This window comes from Pseudomonas sp. B5(2017), assembly GCF_002112825.1.
Classification (GTDB): Bacteria; Pseudomonadota; Gammaproteobacteria; order Pseudomonadales; family Pseudomonadaceae; genus Aquipseudomonas; species Aquipseudomonas putida_Z.
Genome location: NZ_NEIR01000011.1, coordinates 37,822 through 54,743 on the forward strand (window position 1 = coordinate 37,822; position 16,922 = coordinate 54,743).

13 protein-coding genes and 1 pseudogene are annotated in these 16,922 nt (G+C 65.4%); 11 read left to right on the forward strand and 3 right to left on the reverse strand.

Annotated features, from left to right (window positions below):
- Positions 1 to 23: 23 nt before the first annotated feature.
- Positions 24 to 2,471, reverse strand: coding sequence for an acyl-CoA dehydrogenase (locus CAG00_RS17430; protein ID WP_085664915.1), 2,448 nt, complete (start codon positions 2,469 to 2,471; stop codon positions 24 to 26).
- 285 nt (positions 2,472 to 2,756) lie between these two features.
- On the opposite strand from CAG00_RS17430, the gene CAG00_RS17435 reads away from it, so the two are divergent.
- From CAG00_RS17435 to CAG00_RS17445, 3 genes are all read left to right on the forward strand, one after another.
- Positions 2,757 to 3,380 (forward strand): glutathione S-transferase, encoded by a 624-nt coding sequence (locus tag CAG00_RS17435; RefSeq protein ID WP_085664916.1) that lies wholly within the window; start codon positions 2,757 to 2,759, stop codon positions 3,378 to 3,380.
- A 144-nt stretch (positions 3,381 to 3,524) separates the two neighbouring features.
- Complete coding sequence (locus CAG00_RS17440; RefSeq protein ID WP_085664917.1) at positions 3,525 to 4,457, forward strand: ABC transporter ATP-binding protein; 933 nt, start codon at positions 3,525 to 3,527, stop codon at positions 4,455 to 4,457.
- Entirely contained in the window at positions 4,454 to 5,233 is a 780-nt protein-coding gene (locus CAG00_RS17445) for an ABC transporter permease (RefSeq protein WP_003260104.1), read from the forward strand. Before CAG00_RS17440 ends, CAG00_RS17445 begins: the two co-directional genes overlap by 4 nt.
- A 9-nt stretch (positions 5,234 to 5,242) precedes the next feature.
- On the opposite strand, the pseudogene CAG00_RS17450 reads toward CAG00_RS17445, so the two are convergent.
- Positions 5,243 to 5,749, reverse strand: a pseudogene (locus CAG00_RS17450) (DUF2062 domain-containing protein); the annotation flags it as partial.
- Positions 5,750 to 5,891: 142 nt separating this feature from the next.
- Here CAG00_RS17450 and CAG00_RS17455 point away from each other — a divergent pair.
- The 8 genes from CAG00_RS17455 (at position 5,892) to murB (ending at position 12,864) form a co-directional block, all read left to right on the forward strand.
- Positions 5,892 to 8,108, forward strand: a complete 2,217-nt coding sequence (locus tag CAG00_RS17455) for a DNA internalization-related competence protein ComEC/Rec2 (RefSeq protein WP_085664999.1) — start codon at positions 5,892 to 5,894, stop codon at positions 8,106 to 8,108.
- Between the two features lie 217 nt (positions 8,109 to 8,325).
- Complete coding sequence (locus CAG00_RS17460) at positions 8,326 to 8,961, forward strand: MotA/TolQ/ExbB proton channel family protein (RefSeq protein WP_016391244.1); 636 nt, start codon at positions 8,326 to 8,328, stop codon at positions 8,959 to 8,961.
- Positions 8,958 to 9,392 carry a biopolymer transporter ExbD gene (locus CAG00_RS17465; RefSeq protein ID WP_025338207.1) on the forward strand — a complete coding sequence of 145 codons (435 nt, stop codon included), beginning with the start codon at positions 8,958 to 8,960 and terminating at the stop codon, positions 9,390 to 9,392. Before CAG00_RS17460 ends, CAG00_RS17465 begins: the two co-directional genes overlap by 4 nt.
- Positions 9,392 to 10,393 carry a tetraacyldisaccharide 4'-kinase gene (gene lpxK / locus CAG00_RS17470; RefSeq protein WP_085664918.1) on the forward strand — a complete coding sequence of 334 codons (1,002 nt, stop codon included), beginning with the start codon at positions 9,392 to 9,394 and terminating at the stop codon, positions 10,391 to 10,393. The genes CAG00_RS17465 and lpxK overlap by 1 nt, the downstream gene beginning before the upstream one ends.
- Positions 10,394 to 10,437: 44 nt before the next feature.
- Positions 10,438 to 10,623: a Trm112 family protein gene (locus tag CAG00_RS17475; RefSeq protein ID WP_011532874.1), complete on the forward strand. Its 186-nt coding sequence runs from the start codon at positions 10,438 to 10,440 to the stop codon at positions 10,621 to 10,623.
- Positions 10,620 to 11,384 carry a 3-deoxy-manno-octulosonate cytidylyltransferase gene (kdsB, locus tag CAG00_RS17480; protein WP_085664919.1) on the forward strand — a complete coding sequence of 255 codons (765 nt, stop codon included), beginning with the start codon at positions 10,620 to 10,622 and terminating at the stop codon, positions 11,382 to 11,384. Before CAG00_RS17475 ends, kdsB begins: the two co-directional genes overlap by 4 nt.
- Positions 11,384 to 11,848 carry a low molecular weight protein-tyrosine-phosphatase gene (locus CAG00_RS17485; protein ID WP_063911712.1) on the forward strand — a complete coding sequence of 155 codons (465 nt, stop codon included), beginning with the start codon at positions 11,384 to 11,386 and terminating at the stop codon, positions 11,846 to 11,848. Before kdsB ends, CAG00_RS17485 begins: the two co-directional genes overlap by 1 nt.
- Positions 11,845 to 12,864 (forward strand): UDP-N-acetylmuramate dehydrogenase, encoded by a 1,020-nt coding sequence (gene murB / locus CAG00_RS17490; RefSeq protein ID WP_085664920.1) that lies wholly within the window; start codon positions 11,845 to 11,847, stop codon positions 12,862 to 12,864. The genes CAG00_RS17485 and murB overlap by 4 nt, the downstream gene beginning before the upstream one ends.
- A gap of 186 nt (positions 12,865 to 13,050) precedes the next feature.
- On the opposite strand, the gene rne is transcribed toward murB, so the two are convergent.
- On the reverse strand, positions 13,051 to 16,320 hold the full coding sequence (rne, locus tag CAG00_RS17495) for a ribonuclease E (protein ID WP_085664921.1): 3,270 nt from the start codon (positions 16,318 to 16,320) through the stop codon (positions 13,051 to 13,053).
- Positions 16,321 to 16,922 lie beyond the last annotated feature (602 nt).

The following is a 16,922-nucleotide window of genomic DNA, read 5'->3' on the forward strand; positions in this document are numbered from 1 at the left end:
GGGCCGCAAAACGGCCCCTTGGCTCAGCGTACCTTGCCTGGTTCGGGCAGCAACTGTGTCTTGTCGAAGGCATCCACATCGATCACCGCCCGGCGGGCGTGCTCTGCCTCGTGCAGTCGTTGCCCCTCACCAGGCTGTAGCGCACCGCTTTCCACTGCCGCATCGATTATCGACTGCCCTGTTGCAGGCTGAACCTTGCCTTCCTTGATAGCTTGGTGCAGTGCCTTGTGCAGTGGGGCCGCCCCATCCAGCAAGTCGGCGGCCCGTTGTAGTGCCGCTACCGGGTCGCCATCGGCCTGCGGGCGGAAGCAACCTGCGAGCAGCTCCTCCAGGGCTGGGTCGCCCTTGCTGCGACCGATCAACGCCGCTACTTCGGCATCCAGTTCATCGCTTGGGCCGGTGTGGCGGCGGCCGAAGGGGAACACCAGCACGCGCAACGCACAGCCGGCAAAGCGGTTGGGGAAGTTGTCGAGCAGCCGGTCCAGGGCCGTTTCCGCCTGGCCCAGGCTTTCTTCCATCGCCCAGCGCAGCAAGGGCTGCATGTGTTCCGGTGAGCCCAGGTCGTGATAGCGCTTGAGCGCAGCGCTGGCCAGGTACAGGTAACTCAGTACATCCCCCAGCCTTGCGCTCAGCCGTTCGCGGCGTTTCAGCGCACCGCCCAGCAGCATCATCGACAGGTCAGCGAGCAGGGCGAAGGCCGCGGCCTGGCGGTTGAGCGCCCGGAAGTAACCTTGGCTCAAGGCGTCACCCGGTACGCTCTCCAGGCGGCCCAGGCCGAGGTTCAACACCAGCGTGCTGGCCGCATTGCTCGCGGCGAACAGGATGTGTTTCATCAACAGGTCATCGAATTCCCTCAATGCCTGATCGCGGTCCTCGCGGCCGGCCAGGGCCATTTCCTTGAGCACGAACGGGTGGCAGCGGATAGCGCCCTGGCCGAAGATCATCAGGTTGCGCGAAAGGATGTTGGCGCCTTCGACGGTGATGAAGATCGGCGCCCCTTGCCAGTTGCGCCCCAGATAGTTGTTTGGCCCCATGATGATGGCCTTGCCACCGTGCACATCCATGGCGTGCTGGATGCATTCGCGGCCGCGCTCGGTGAGGTGGTACTTGAGGATCGCCGACAGCACCGAAGGCTTCTCGCCCAGGTCCACGGCCTTGGCGGTCAGCAGCCGCGCGCTGTCCAGCAGCCAGGCATTGCCGCCGATGCGTGCCATCGACTCCTGGATGCCTTCGAAGGCAGCCAGCGGAACATTGAACTGTTCGCGGATGTTGGCGTACTGGCCGGTGACCAGGCTGGTGTATTTGGCAGCGCCAGTGCCCACGGCCGGCAGGGAGATGGAGCGGCCTACCGACAGGCAGTTCATCAGCATCATCCAGCCCTTGCCGAGCATGGCCTGGCCACCGATGAGGAAATCCAGCGGCACGAATACGTCCTTGCCGCTGTTGGGGCCGTTCATGAACGCGGCGCCCAGTGGCAGGTGGCGTTTGCCGATTTCGACGCCGGGCGTGTCGGTAGGGATCAGCGCCAGGCTGATACCCAGTTCTTCCTGCTCGCCGAGCAGGTGGTCCGGGTCGTAGGCCTTGAACGCCAGGCCCAGCAGGGTGGCGACGGGCCCGAGGGTGATATAGCGTTTTTCCCAGTTCAGGCGCAGGCCGATGACCTCTTCGCCGTTCCATTGCCCCTTGCAGACCACCCCGGTGTCAGGCATGGCGCCTGCGTCGGAGCCGGCCAGCGGGCCGGTGAGGGCGAAGCAGGGGATTTCATCGCCACGCGCCAGGCGTGGCAGGTAGTGGTTGCGTTGTTCGTCGGTACCGTAATGCAGCAGCAGTTCGGCCGGCCCGAGCGAGTTGGGCACCATCACGGTGGAAGCCAGGTCGCCGCTGCGGGTGGCCAGTTTCATCGCCACCTGGGAGTGGGCGTAGGCTGAAAAGCCTTTGCCGCCGTATTCCCTGGGGATGATCAGGGCGAAGAAGCCATTCTGCTTGATATGTGCCCAGGCTTCGGGCGGCAGGTCCATGTCCTGGCCGATCTGCCAGTCGCTGACCATGGCGCAGAGCTGTTCCGTCGGGCCATCGATGAAGGCCTGTTCTTCTTCGCTCAGCTTCGGCGCCGGGTAGGCGAGCAGGGTGCGCCAATCTGGACGGCCGCTGAACAGTTCGCCGTCCCACCATACGGTGCCGGCGTCGATCGCCTCGCGCTCGGTTTGCGACATTGGCGGCAGGGTGCGCTGGAACCACTTGAACACGGGGCCTGTGAATACCTTGCGGCGCCATTCCGGCAGCGCCACCAGGGCGACTTTCAGTGCCAGCACTATCCAGAGCAGGGTCAGCAGCCAGCCGGGAGCGCTGCTGAAAATGCCCATCAGCAGCACATAAGCGGCCATGATGCCGAGAATCTGCAAGGGCGCCAGGCGCCGGTGCGTGAGGTACGCCGCGCCGATCACCAGCACTACCAACCACAACAGCAACATAATCGGTCCTCCTTGGAACCAGGGGGGGTAAGCCGTCCCAGACAGCTTAGACGCAACGCTGCGAACGGCCGGGTCAGAACAGTGACAGGGTATGGCGGTGGGAGTTTCAGGGCATTGCTTGTCTGTACCGGCCTCTTCGCGGGTGAACCCGCTCCCACAGGTACTGCATCACTCTCAGGTATGGCGCAGAACCCTGTGGGAGCGGGTTTACCCGCGAAGAGGCCGGTACAGGCGACGAAAGTCTGGAGTAGACTGCACCACCTCCGCATTCATAAGGACGTTGCCATGCTGAAGATCTGGGGCCGCAAGAATTCGAGCAATGTGCGCAAGGCGCTGTGGGTCGCCCACGAGTTGGGCCTGGATTTCGAGTCGATCGACGCCGGCGGCGCCTTCGGCGTGGTCAACGAGCCGCACTACCGTGCGCGCAACCCCAACGGCCTGGTGCCGATGCTGGAAGACGGCGACCTGACCCTGTGGGAATCCAACACCATCGTTCGCTACCTGTGCGCCGAGTACGGTGCGGAGCAGGGCTGGTACCTGGACGACCCGCGTCAGCGCGCCCTGGCGGACAAGTGGATGGACTGGACCACCTCGTCCTTCGCCACGCCGTTCCGCCCACTGTTCTGGGGCCTGTTGCGCACCCCGGAAGACCAGCGCGACTGGGTGGCGATCAACGCTGCGCACAAGCAATGCGCCCAGCTGCTGGCCATTGCCGACGAAGCCCTGGCCAAACAACCGTACCTTTCCGGTGACCAGATCGGCATGGGCGACATCCCATTGGGAAGCTTCATCTATGCCTGGTTCGAAATGCCCATCGAGCGCCCGGCCATGCATCACCTGGAGGCCTGGTACGAGCGCCTCAAGGCCCGCCCTGCGTACCAGGCAGCGGTAATGACTGCGCTGACCTGATCGAACACCACGGCTACTTCGATAGTCATTATCAATACACATGACTGTACTTGTGCGGCCAGGCCAAGCACCATTGACCGCACTCACTGCGCCAGTGCCTTTACCTGGCGTGTCCTGCACCTTTTTCTCGGTAAGTGACCCGCTATGAGTTCCGCCCTGTCCATCCGACAGCTGACCAAGACCTACGGCAACGGCTTCCAGGCCCTCAAGGGTATCGATCTGGATGTTGCCGAAGGCGACTTCTTCGCCTTGCTCGGCCCCAACGGCGCGGGCAAGTCCACCACCATCGGCATCCTCTCCACCCTGGTCAACAAGACCAGCGGCACGGTCAACGTGTTCGGCCACGATCTGGACCGCGAGCCGTCGGCGCTCAAGCGCTGCCTGGGCGTGGTGCCGCAGGAGTTCAACTTCAACCAGTTCGAGAAAACCTTCGACATCGTCGTGACCCAGGCCGGTTACTACGGCATCCCGCCCAAGGTGGCCAAGGAGCGTGCCGAGCAGTGCCTGACCCAGCTCGGCCTGTGGGACAAGCGTGACGTACAGTCGCGTTCGCTGTCGGGGGGCATGAAGCGCCGCCTGATGATTGCCCGCGCGCTGATCCACGAGCCGCGTCTGCTGATTCTCGACGAGCCCACCGCCGGTGTGGACATCGAACTGCGTCGTTCGATGTGGAGCTTCCTCACCGAGCTGAACCAGAAGGGCATCACAATCATCCTCACCACCCACTACCTGGAAGAGGCCGAGCAGCTGTGCCGTAACATCGGCATCATCGACCACGGCACCATCGTCGAGAACACCAGCATGCGCCAGTTGCTGGGCAAGCTGCATGTCGAAACCTTCGTGCTCGACATCAAGCAGGACCTGGCCACTGCACCGGTGCTGCAGGGCTACCCGTGCCGGCTGCTGACCCCGCATACCCTGGAAGTGCAAGTGGACAAGGACATTGGCATCACTGCGCTGTTCGGCCAGCTGGCGCTGCAGAACATCGAGGTGCAGAGCCTGCGCAACAAGACCAACCGACTCGAGGAGCTGTTCGTGTCCCTGGTGGAAAAAAACCTGTCGAAGGTGGCCGTATGAGTGTGGAACTGCGCACCAACTGGGTCGCCCTGAACACCATCGTCTACCGCGAAGTGCGGCGCTTCCTGCGTATCTGGCCGCAGACCCTGCTGCCGCCAGCGATCACCATGGTCCTGTACTTCGTCATCTTCGGCAACCTGATCGGCCGGCAGATCGGCGACATGGGTGGCTTCACCTACATGGAGTACATCGTGCCGGGGCTGATCATGATGTCGGTGATCACCAACTCCTACGGCAACGTGGTGTCGAGCTTCTTCGGCAGCAAGTTCCAGCGCTCCATCGAAGAGCTGATGGTGTCGCCGGTATCGCCACACACCATCCTCGTCGGTTACGTGCTGGGTGGCGTGCTGCGTGGCCTGGCGGTGGGCGTGATCGTGACCTTCCTGTCGCTGTTCTTCACCCACCTGCAGGTGCACCACCTGGGCGTGACCGTGGTCGTGGTGCTGCTGACCGCCACTATCTTCTCGCTGCTGGGCTTCGTCAACGCGGTGTTTGCGCGCAACTTCGACGATATCTCGATCATCCCGACCTTCGTACTGACGCCGCTGACCTACCTGGGCGGGGTGTTCTATTCGATCAACCTGCTGCCGCCGTTCTGGCAGACCGTGTCGTTGGCCAACCCGGTGCTGCACATGGTCAACTCGTTCCGCTACGGCATCCTAGGGGTGTCGGATATCAGCATTGGCACGGCGATTACCTTCATGCTGGTCGCCACCGCGGTGCTCTACCTGGTGTGCGTTCGCCTGCTGGTCAGCGGCCGCGGCATGCGTGCCTGAAGCCTTGCACCGGCATTGGCGCAGACGCCACTGCCGGCCCACCCACCAGCGCCAGTAGAGCATGGTGGTGAAGTAGCCGAGGATGCCCAGCACCACACCGCACACCACCGAGCCGAGCAGGAAGGGTTGCCACAGCGTCGACAGCTGGTCTGTGATCCACTGGAAAGTCAGCTCGTCGGGCAGGGTGCGCGGCGGTACCTGCATCAGCCAGGCGCCGGTCATGTAGGTGACGAAGAACACCGGTGGCATGGTCAGCGGGTTGGTCAGCCATACCAGGCTGACCGCGATCGGCAGGTTGCCGCGCAGCGGAATGGCCAGCGCGGCGGCCAGCAGCATCTGCGCCGGCATCGGGATCAGCGCCGCGAACAGGCCAACGCCCATGGCCCTCGCCACCGAATGGCGGTTCAGGTGCCAGAGGTTCGGGTCATGCAGCAACTTGCCGAAAAAGCGTAAGGACTTGTGTTCCCGAATACTGGTCGGGTCCGGCATGTAGCGTTTGAAAAGTCGGCGCGGCATGTAGGCTCCCGGAGCGTTGATCCGGGCAGTATGCCCTGATTCCCGCTCAGCCTCGTTTAGAGTTTGTGACAATTGTTGAGCAAGCGCTGCCGGCAATTGGGCTATGCCTCAGAAGGTGATTTCGCTTCTGGAGCTCTACTTCATGCGCACAGGGATGTTTGCGCTCGCGCTCGGGCTGTTGTGCCTGGGCTTTCTCCCCGCATTGCCATCGGTCGGATGGCTGGTGCTGCTGGCTGTAGTCGGTGGCCTCGGCCTGTTCACCCGGCTGTGGCCGCTGGGCTGTTTTCTGTTGGGCCTGTGTTGGGCTTGCTGGTCTGCGCAGCAGGCCCTGGATGACCGCCTGGCCCCAGGGCTGGATGGCCGCACCTTGTGGCTTGAGGGCCAGGTGGTCGGCCTGCCGACCCGGACTGCGCAGGGTGTGCGTTTCGAGCTGGACGCGGCCCGCTCGCGGCGGGCAGAGCTGCCGCAGCGCCTGCAACTGAGCTGGTTCGACGGCCCGCCGCTGCGCGCCGGCGAGCAGTGGCGGCTGGCGGTGACCTTGCAGCGCCCGGCCGGGCTGCTCAACCCGCATGGGCCGGACCGTGAGGCGCAATTGCTGGCGCGGCGGGTCGGTGCGACCGGTACGGTCAAGGCCGGGCAGTTGCTGGCGCCGGTTGTCGGCGGCTGGCGCGACACGCTGCGCCAGCGCCTGCTGGCAGTGGACGCCAATGGCCGGCAGGCAGCGTTGGTGGCGCTGGTGCTTGGCGACGGGGCAGGCCTGGCCCGGGAGGACTGGCAAACGTTGCAGGCCACCGGCACGGTGCACCTGCTGGTGATCTCTGGCCAGCACATCGGCCTGGTTGCCGGCTTGCTGTATGGCCTGGTTGCCGGGCTGGCGCGTTGGGGGCTGTGGCCCGCTCGGTTGCCCTGGCTGCCCTGGGCGTGTGGCCTGGCCATGGCTGCGGCACTGGCCTACGGTTGGTTGGCTGGTGGCGGTGTACCGGTGCAGCGTGCCTGCCTGATGCTGGCCGTGGTGTTGCTCTGGCGCCTGCGCTTTCGCCACCTCGATGCGACCTTGCCGTTGCTGCTGGCGCTGGTTGCCGTGCTGCTGGTGGAGCCGTTGGCCGCGCTGCTGCCCGGGTTCTGGCTGTCGTTCGCGGCCGTGGCCACGCTTGGCTATTGCTTCAGTGCCCGCCTGGGCGGCTGGCGGCCCTGGCAGGCCTGGACGCGGGCGCAATGGGTGATTGCCATCGGTTTGTTGCCGGTGCTGCTGGCTACGGGCTTGCCCGTGAGCCTGAGTGCGCCGCTGGCCAACCTTGTTGCGGTGCCTTGGGTCAGCCTGGCGGTACTGCCGTTGGCGTTGCTGGGGACCTTGCTGCTGCCGCTGGGCGGGGTGGGGGAGGCGCTGCTCTGGCTGGCGGGTGGTCTGCTCGATGTGCTTTTCCGGCTGCTGGAGTTGGTGGCGCAACAGCAGTCGGCGTGGCTGCCAGCAGTTCTGCCATTGTGGGCCTGGCTGCTGGTGTGCCTGGGTACGCTGCTGGTTTTGATGCCCCGTGGCGTCCCACTGCGCGGGTTGGGTGGCGTGATGCTGCTGGCGCTGTGGGTACCCCGGGAGACGGTGCCGTTCGGCCAGGTCGAGGTCTGGCAGCTGGACGTCGGCCAGGGGCTGGCGGTGCTGTTGCGCACCCGGCATCACGACCTGCTGTACGACGCCGGGCCGGCCAGGGGGGAGAGCGACCTGGGCGAGCGGGTGGTGTTGCCGACCTTGCGCAAGCTGGGGGTGGGCAGCCTGGACCTGGTGCTGGTCAGCCACGCCCATGCCGACCACGCCGGTGGTGCTGGCGCAATCATGCGTGGCCTGCCGGTCGAACGGGTGATCGGCGGCGAAGTGCTGGATGACATGCAACTGCAGCCTTGTGTCAGTGGCGACCAGTGGACGTGGGATGGCGTGCGCTTTTCGCTGTGGCGCTGGGCTGATGGGCAGAGCAGCAATGACCGTTCCTGTGTGTTGCTGGTCGAGGCGCAGGGTGAGCGGTTGTTGCTGGCGGGAGATATGGAAGCCGGTGCCGAACGGGCCTGGCTTGCGGCTACAGAATCGCCGCGGATCGACTGGCTGCAGTCGCCGCACCATGGCAGCCGCAGTTCGTCCAGCGAGGCCTTCATACGCGCCACGGCACCGCGCGGGGTACTGATTTCACGGGGGCGCAACAACAGCTTCGGGCACCCGCATGCGCAGGTGGTCGAACGTTATCGGCGGCATGGGGTGGTGATGCATGACACAGCGGTGCAGGGGGCGCTGCGGTTGGTGTTGGGGAGGCAGGGGGAGGTCGAGAGTGTGCGCCGACAGAGGCGTTTCTGGAGGGATGCGGGCGGTGGCTGAGCTGGCCCTTTCGCGGGTGAACCCGCTCCCACAGGTTTTGTACCATCCTCAGGTTGAGTGCAGTACCTGTGGGAGCGGGTTCACCCGCGAAAGGGCCAGTTCAGCCACCCGACAGCTCAAGGTAGAAACCGGGTAGGGCAATTCCCTGACCTCCGGCAGATGAGCCTCCGGCGCGCCTATGGTAGAGTGGCGGCCTTTTTCCGAAGGGGCGTTTACTGTGTGGGAATTGGTCAAGTCCGGTGGTTGGATGATGCTGCCGATCATTCTGAGCTCCATCGCTGCCATGGCTATCGTCGTCGAGCGCCTGTGGACCCTGCGCGCCAGCCGCGTCACCCCGCCGCACCTGCTGGGCCAGGTGTGGATGTGGATCAAGGACAAGCAACTGACCAGTGACAAGCTCAAGGCCCTGCGCGCCGATTCGCCACTGGGCGAAATCCTTGCCGCCGGCCTGGCCAACTCGCGCCATGGCCGCGAAATCATGAAGGAATGCATCGAGGAGGCCGCTTCGCGCGTCATCCACGAACTGGAACGCTACATCAGCACCCTCGGCACCATCGCCGCCATGGCCCCGCTGCTGGGCCTGCTGGGCACCGTGCTGGGCATGATCGACATCTTCAGCGCCTTCATGGGCTCGCAGATGACCGCCAACGCCGCAGTGCTGGCCGGTGGTATCTCCAAGGCCCTGGTCACCACTGCGGCCGGCCTGATGGTCGGTATTCCGGCGGTGTTCTTCCACCGGTTCCTGCTGCGCCGCATCGACGAGCTGGTAGTCGGCATGGAACAGGAAGCGATCAAGCTGGTGGAAGTGATCCAGGGCGACCGTGAAGTGGAAGTGGCCGGAGGCAAGGCGTGAAGTTCCGGCGCAATCGCCAGCGGGAGAGCGTCGACATCAACCTGGCGTCGCTGATCGACGTGGTGTTCGTCCTGCTGCTGTTCTTCGTGGTCACCACCACCTTCACCCGCGAGACCCAGCTGCGCGTCGAGCTGCCCGAAGCCGCCAGCGCCGAGCAGGCGCCGCCCGACCAGGGCAAGCTGGTGGAAATCACCATCAGCGCCGAAGGCGTGTACTCGGTGAACAACCACCTGCTGCCCAAGAGCGACCTGGCCACCCTGAGCGAAGCGATCGAGCGTGAGTCGGGCGGCGACAACAAGCTGCCGCTGGCCATCAGCGCCGACGGCAAGACCCCGCACCAGGCTGTGGTCACCGCGATGGATGCCGCCGGCAAGCTCGGTTTCAGCCAGTTGCGCATGACCACCGTCGAGGCGGCTCAGGGCACGCCTTGATGGCCTTCGCCGACCGCCTGCTCGCCGCCTGGTACGCCGGGCATCCGGCTCTGGCGCTGCTGCGCCCGCTGGAGGCACTGTATCGCCGCGTGGTCACGCGCAAGCGGGCGCGTTTTCTCAGTGGCGAAAGTGCCAGCTACCGGGCCCCGGTGCCGGTCATCGTGGTGGGTAACATCACCGTGGGCGGTACCGGCAAGACGCCGATGATCCTCTGGCTGATCGAGCACTGTCGCCAGCAGGGGCTGAAGGTGGGCGTGGTCAGCCGTGGCTATGGCGCCAAGCCGCCGCAGCTACCCTGGCGCGTGCAGGCCGACCAGGCCGCCGAGCAGGCCGGCGATGAGCCGCTGCTGATCGTGCAGCGCACCGGCGTGCCGCTGATGATCGACCCCGACCGCTCCCGCGCCGTGCAGGCCCTGCTGGCCAGCGAACCCCTCGACCTGATCCTGTGTGACGACGGCATGCAGCACTACCGCCTGGCCCGTGACCTGGAGTTGGTGCTGATCGATGCCGCCCGCGGCCTGGGCAATGGCCGCTGCCTGCCGGCGGGGCCGTTGCGTGAGCCGGCCGAACGCCTGCACGAGGCTGACGCGGTGCTGTTCAACGGCGCCAGCGCAGACCGCGCCGATGGCTTCGGCTTCTGCCTGCAGCCGTCAGCCCTGGTCAACCTGCGCAGCGGCGAGCGCCGCGCGCTCGACCATTTCCCCGCAGGCCAACGCCTGCACGCGGTGGCCGGTATCGGCAACCCGCAACGTTTCTTCAATACCCTGCTGGGGCTAAACTGGCAGCCGGTGCCGCATCCCTTTGCCGACCATGCGCAGTTCAGCGCCCAGAGCCTGGCCTTCAGCCCGCCGCTGCCGCTGGTCATGACCGAGAAGGATGCGGTGAAATGCCGGGCCTTCGCCGCTGACGACTGGTGGTACCTGGCCGTCGAGGCGCAGCCCACGCAGGCTTTCAGCGCCTGGTTCGACAACCAGTTGCAACGCTTGCTGCGCAAGCCCTGAGCCCTTTTTCAATTCCCGGCCACCTGGCCTAAAGGAAGCCTCAAATGGACACCAAACTGCTCGATATCCTGGCCTGCCCGATCACCAAGGGCCCGCTCAAGCTCAGTGCCGACAAGACCGAGCTGATCAGCAAGGGCGCCGGCCTGGCCTACCCGATCCGCGACGGCATCCCAGTCATGCTGGAAAGCGAGGCGCGCACCCTGACTGATGAAGAGCGTCTGGACAAATGAGCCTGGATTTCACCGTGGTGATCCCCGCCCGGCTGCGCTCCACGCGCCTGCCGGGCAAGCCATTGCTGCCGATCGCCGGCAAGCCGATGGTGCAGCATGTGTGGGAACAGGCCCGCAAGAGCGGCGCCAGCCGCGTGGTCATCGCCACCGACGACGCCAGCATCGTAGAGGCCTGCAAGGCCTTCGGCGCCGAAGTATTGCTGACCCGTGCCGACCATGAGTCCGGCACAGACCGCCTGGCCGAAGTGGCCGCGCACCTCGGGCTGCCGGCCGATGCCATCGTGGTCAACGTGCAGGGCGACGAGCCGCTGATCCCGCCGGTGATCATCGACCAGGTGGCAGCCAACCTGGCAGCGCATCCGGAAGCCGGCATCGCCACCCTGGCCGAACCGATCCATGAGCCGGAAACCGTGTTCAACCCCAACGCGGTCAAGGTAATCAGCGACAAGAACGGCCTGGCCCTGACCTTCAGCCGTGCGCCGCTGCCCTGGGCCCGCGATACTTTTGCCAAGGACCGCAACCAGTTGCCGGAAGGCGTGCCGTATCGCCGCCACATCGGCATGTACGCCTACCGCGTCGGCTTCCTGCAGGACTTCGTCAGCTGGGGCCCGTGCTGGCTCGAGCAGACCGAAGCGCTGGAGCAGCTGCGTGCCCTGTGGCATGGCGTGCGCATCCACGTCGAAGACGCCATCGAGGCGCCTGCCGTGGGCGTGGATACCCCTGAAGACCTGGAGCGCGTACGGCGCTTGCTGGAGGCCTGATGCGCGTCCTGTTCGTCTGCCTCGGCAATATCTGTCGCTCGCCCACCGCCGAAGGCGTGCTACGCCATCAATTGCAAGCTGCCGGGCTTGCCGACCGGGTGCATGTGGCCTCGGCCGGCACCGGCGACTGGCACGTCGGCAAGGCGCCTGACAGCCGCACCTGCAAGGCAGCGCTGGCGCGTGGCTATGACCTGTCGCAGCAACGCGCCCAGCAGGTCAAGGCGGCGCACTTTGCCGAATATGACTTGATCCTGGCCATGGACGAGAGCAACCTTGGCCATTTGCGTGCGATGCGCCCGCACACGGCAGTAGCGGAGCTCGACCTGTTCCTGCGCCGCTATGGCGCAGCGCTGGATGAAGTGCCAGACCCGTACTACGGCGGCGCCGATGGCTTCGAGCAGGTGCTCGACCTGGTTGAAGCGGCGTGCCAGGCGCTGGTCCTGGAAATCAAGGGGCGGCTATGACAGTGCAGTGGCAGGAGCAGGTATCGCTCAAGCCTTACAACACCTTTGGCATCGACGTGAAGGCGCGGTATTTCACTCAGGCACATGATGACCAGGAGGTGCGCCAGGCGCTGGCCCAGGCGCAGCAAACCGGCGTGCCGGTGCTGGTGATTGGCGGTGGCAGCAACCTGCTGCTGACCCGCGATATCGATGCGCTGGTGCTGCATATGGCCAGCCGTGGCCGACGCGTGCTCAGCGACGATGGCGAACGTATCGTGGTCGAGGCCGAGGCCGGTGAGCCTTGGCACCCGTTTGTGCAGTGGACACTGGCGCAGGGGTGTTGCGGGCTGGAGAACCTCAGCCTGATCCCCGGCACCGTGGGCGCTGCGCCGATGCAGAACGTGGGCGCCTATGGCGTTGAAATCAAGGACGTATTCGTCGGCCTGACCGCCCTGGACCGCGAGACCGGCGAGTTGCGTGACTTCGGCCTGGCTGAATGTGCCTTCGGGTATCGCGACAGCCTGTTCAAGCGCAACCCTGGGCGTTGGTTGATCCTGCGTGTGCGTTTTGCCTTGAGCCGAACGCTGCAGGCTCACCTGGATTACGGCCCGGTGCGCCAGCGGTTGGCAGAGCAGGGCGTGACCGAGCCGACCGCGCAGGCGATCAGCGAGGCGATCTGCAGCATTCGCCGCGAGAAGCTGCCAGACCCGGCAGAGCTGGGTAATGCCGGGAGCTTCTTCAAGAACCCGGTGGTCTCGGCGGAACTGGTCGAGCGTATCCGTGCGCAGTACCCGGGAGTGGTGGCGTATCCCCAGGCTGATGGCCAAGTGAAGCTGGCGGCAGGCTGGCTGATCGAACAGGCAGGCTGGAAGGGCCATCGCGAGGGGGATGCCGGGGTGCATCGTTTGCAGTCGCTGGTGCTGGTCAACTACGGCCAGGCGAGCGGGGCGCAGATGCATGCGCTGGCGCGGCGGATCCAGGCCGATATCCTCGAGCGGTTCGGGGTCGAGCTGGAGATGGAGCCTAACCTCTACTGATTCAGTGCCTGGGCTGGCCCTTTCGCGGCTAAAGCCGCTCCCACAGGGACCTCACAGGGCCTGAGGGTAGTGGGGCCCCTGTGGGAGCGGGTTTACCCGCGAAGAGGCCGGTACAGGAAAAACGTCCAGCCAAGAAAAAGCCCCGCCAGTTCGCACTGGCGGGGCTTTTTCATTCAGCCTTGGCTATCAACCGTGATGAGGCTTTTGCTCATCAGTGGCTTCCAGGGCTGGCTCCTCGGTGGCTGCAGCAGCTTCCTGTGCGGCCTTGGCGGCAGCCTCGGCCTCACGCTTGCGGCGACGCACTTCACGCGGGTCGTTCGGCGCACGGCCGTTGGCCAGCATGACAGTGGCAGGTTCCACCGCCGCAGGGGCTTCGACCGGTGCAGGCTCGACGGCCACTGGGGCAGGCTCGGCCACCACTTCTGGCTGGGCTTCGACAACCGGGGCAGGTTGCTCGGCAACCGGAGCGGCTTCGACCACGACCGGGGCCTGCTCGATTTCACCGGCCTCGACGGCAGGCGCTTCTACCGGTGCTTCGGCAACCACTACCGGTTCGGCAGCAGGTGCTTCGTCGACCACTGGCTGCGGAGCGACTTCGACCACTGGCTCGGCAGTTGCCTCGACCACGGCCACAGGCTCGCTGACCGGCTGCTCGACCACCGGAGCCACAGCCACTTCTTCAGCCTCGGCAGCAGCTTCGACCTGTTCGACCTTCTCGGCCTGCTCGACCGGCTGGGCGACTTCGCTGTTGTCGGTTTCCGCTACGGCGGCGACTTCGGCGGTGGCAAGCTCGGCCTGCTGGTTGGCCTGGGCTTCGGCGTCGGCACTGATGTTGCTGCTGGCGACGGCGGCAGTCACGGCCAGGCCGGCAGCCAGTTCGGCACCCAGCTCGGTGGCCTGATGCGGTTGCGGCTGCTCTTCGCTGCCTTCTTCCTCGCTGCCATCGATCAGCTCGCCGTTGGCGTTGCGCTGACGCTCACGACGGTTGCTGCGGCGACGCTGACCACGGGAACGGCGGCGCGGGCGCTCGCCATCGGTGCCTTCCTGTTCGTCCTGCAGCAGCTCTTCGTTCGGCAGTTGCTCTTCGGCCAGCTCGGCAGCCTGCTCGGCGGCTTCTTCAGCTACGCGTGGCTGACGCTCTTCGCGTGGTGGGCGAGGGGCTCGTTCTTCGCGTGGAGCACGTTCTTCACGAGGTGCGCGTTCTTCACGCGGGGCACGCTCTTCACGAGGTGCGCGTTCTTCACGCGGGGCACGCTCTTCACGCGGTGCGCGTTCTTCACGTGGAGCACGCTCCTCACGTGGGGCGCGTTCCTCGCGAGGTGCACGCTCTTCACGCGGGGCACGTTCTTCACGGGCTACACGCTCCTCGCGCGGCTGACGTTCCTCACGCTCGGCAGGGGTAGCGTCCAGTGGCTCACGCAGTTCGCGCACGCGCTCTTCGCCACGGTTGCCGCGGCGGTCTTCGCGTGGCTGGCGTGGTGCACGTTCTTCACGCGGTGCACGCTCTTCGCGTGGGGCGCGTTCTTCACGTGGTGCACGCTCTTCGCGCGGGGCACGTTCTTCACGAGGTGCGCGCTCGGCACGCTCTTCACGCGGCTTGCGCTCTTCGTCGCGGCGGCCGTTGCGGTTGCGGCTTTGCTGGCGGCCGTTGCGGCGTTCTTCGTTGCGTGGGCTGCGCTCGGCGGCCGGCTTCTCGGCGGCAATGACAACCGGCGCTGCGGCAGGCTCTTCCTTGCCGGCGAACAGGCTTACCAGCGACTTCACCAGGCCCTTGAACAGGCTTGGCTCCGGAGCGACCGGGGCAGGGGCGACCGGTGCGGCAGGCTGCGGCTCTTCGACAGTGGCCGGTACCGGCGCGTTGGCGCGGGCCGGGGCGGTCTTGACCGCGGCCTCCTGGCGAACCAGGGTGCGAGTGGCGGTCGGCTGCGGCGCTTCTTCGGCTTCGGCGGCGGCGATCTCGTAGCTGGACTGGTTGCTCAGCACTTCCGGGTTGTCGTCGCGCAGGCGCTGGACTTCGAAGTGCGGGGTTTCCAGGTGATCGTTCGGCAGGATTATGATGCGCGCACGGGTACGCAGTTCGATCTTGGTGATCGAGTTGCGCTTCTCGTTGAGCAGGAAGGCAGCCACCGGGATCGGCACCTGGGCGCGAACTTCGGCGGTGCGGTCCTTCAGGGCTTCTTCTTCGATCAGGCGCAGGATGGCCAGCGACAGCGACTCGACGTCACGGATGATGCCGGTGCCGGAGCAGCGCGGGCAGACGATGCCGCTGCTTTCGCCCAGCGAAGGGCGCAGGCGCTGACGGGACATTTCCAGCAGGCCGAAGCGCGAGATGCGGCCGACCTGGACGCGGGCGCGGTCGGCTTCCAGGCACTCGCGAACACGTTCTTCGACGGCGCGCTGGTTTTTCGCCGGGGTCATGTCGATGAAGTCGATGACGATCAGGCCGCCGATGTCACGCAGGCGCAGCTGGCGGGCGATTTCCTCGGCCGCTTCCAGGTTGGTCTGCAGGGCGGTTTCTTCGATGTCGCTGCCTTTGGTGGCGCGCGCCGAGTTGATGTCGATGGACACCAGGGCTTCGGTCGGGTCGATCACGATCGAACCGCCGGACGGCAGGTCGACCACGCGCTGGAAGGCGGTCTCGATCTGGCTTTCGATCTGGAAGCGGTTGAACAGCGGCACGCTGTCTTCGTACAGCTTCACCTTGCTGGCGTACTGCGGCATCACCTGGCGGATGAAGGTCAGGGCTTCTTCCTGGGCATCGATGCTGTCGATCAGCACTTCGCCGATGTCCTGGCGCAGGTAGTCGCGGATGGCGCGGATGATGACGTTGCTTTCCTGGTAGATCAGGAATGGCGCGGCGCGGTCCTGGGACGCTTCCTTGATGGCGGTCCACAGTTGCAGCAGGTAGTCGAGGTCCCACTGCATTTCTTCGCTGCTGCGGCCAAGGCCGGCAGTGCGCACGATCAGGCCCATGTCGCCTGGCACGGTCAGGCCGTTCAGGGCTTCACGCAGTTCGTTGCGCTCTTCGCCTTCGATGCGGCGGGAGATGCCGCCGGCGCGCGGGTTGTTCGGCATCAGCACCAGGTAGCGGCCGGCCAGGCTGATGAAGGTGGTGAGGGCGGCGCCTTTGTTGCCACGCTCTTCCTTCTCGACCTGGACGATGACTTCCTGGCCTTCGCTCAGCACTTCCTTGATGTTGACCCGCCCTTCGGGGGCTTTCTTGAAGTATTCGCGGGAGATTTCTTTCAGCGGCAGGAAGCCGTGACGTTCGGAACCGAAGTCGACGAAGGCGGCTTCGAGGCTGGGTTCGATGCGGGTGATCTTGCCTTTGTAGATGTTGGCCTTTTTCTGCTCGCGCGCGCCGGACTCGATGTCCAGGTCGTAGAGACGTTGGCCGTCCACCAGGGCTACACGCAACTCTTCGGGTTGAGTCGCGTTAATCAGCATTCTTTTCATGTTGTACCGTCGGTTTCCGGGCTGCCGGAAACGGCGTTCGGCACACACGACGTCTCATGGTCGGTGCCAAGGTGCGCAAAGGGTGGCCGGGCCACCCCCGTGTCGAGCGACGTTCGGCACCAGCCGGTTGCCCAGCCTGCCGTTGTCGCGACGACGCGTCCTGTTTGCTGCGGTGCCAACAAGGCCCCGGTGGCTTCGAATTGGAATCCGAATCAACCAAGCGGGCCTTGTGCACTCAGTCAGGAGGAGGAATCAACCGTCAGCCGTGGACGCCCGGAGGCATCTGTTCAGGACCTTATCCGCTCGCCAGCCGTTCAGTGGGCTGGTGGGCCGGACGCGGTGCTACACGGTCCGAGGGCTGTGCATCTCCACCCTGCACGTATCCCTGATAATTCGGGTGCTGCCGCGCGCTGAATCCGCAACGGGTTGCATTTTTCGCCAGCGCAGGTTCTGCGCTGGCGCCATTCATGTCCAAGGCAGGTATTTCCGAAGCATTCGCCGGGCGTTGCGTGGAAGCGACGGGGCGGGCAGAGGTGCAGCGAAAAGAATCGGGTAAGCAGGTGAAACACCGCACTTGTCGTTTTTTTTCGGTCTTCTCTACA

What these genes read in the sequence shown, in the direction of transcription:
- CAG00_RS17430 (WP_085664915.1), bottom strand. Translation starts at nt 2,471, where the DNA reads ATGTTGCTGTTGTGGTTGGTAGTGCTGGTGATCGGCGCGGCGTACCTC.
- kdsB (WP_085664919.1), top strand. Translation starts at nt 10,620, where the DNA reads ATGAGCCTGGATTTCACCGTGGTGATCCCCGCCCGGCTGCGCTCCACG.
- CAG00_RS17445 (WP_003260104.1), top strand. Translation starts at nt 4,454, where the DNA reads ATGAGTGTGGAACTGCGCACCAACTGGGTCGCCCTGAACACCATCGTC.
- CAG00_RS17475 (WP_011532874.1), top strand. Translation starts at nt 10,438, where the DNA reads ATGGACACCAAACTGCTCGATATCCTGGCCTGCCCGATCACCAAGGGC.
- CAG00_RS17440 (WP_085664917.1), top strand. Translation starts at nt 3,525, where the DNA reads ATGAGTTCCGCCCTGTCCATCCGACAGCTGACCAAGACCTACGGCAAC.
- CAG00_RS17485 (WP_063911712.1), top strand. Translation starts at nt 11,384, where the DNA reads ATGCGCGTCCTGTTCGTCTGCCTCGGCAATATCTGTCGCTCGCCCACC.
- CAG00_RS17435 (WP_085664916.1), top strand. Translation starts at nt 2,757, where the DNA reads ATGCTGAAGATCTGGGGCCGCAAGAATTCGAGCAATGTGCGCAAGGCG.
- CAG00_RS17455 (WP_085664999.1), top strand. Translation starts at nt 5,892, where the DNA reads ATGCGCACAGGGATGTTTGCGCTCGCGCTCGGGCTGTTGTGCCTGGGC.
- lpxK (WP_085664918.1), top strand. Translation starts at nt 9,392, where the DNA reads ATGGCCTTCGCCGACCGCCTGCTCGCCGCCTGGTACGCCGGGCATCCG.
- rne (WP_085664921.1), bottom strand. Translation starts at nt 16,320, where the DNA reads ATGAAAAGAATGCTGATTAACGCGACTCAACCCGAAGAGTTGCGTGTA.
- murB (WP_085664920.1), top strand. Translation starts at nt 11,845, where the DNA reads ATGACAGTGCAGTGGCAGGAGCAGGTATCGCTCAAGCCTTACAACACC.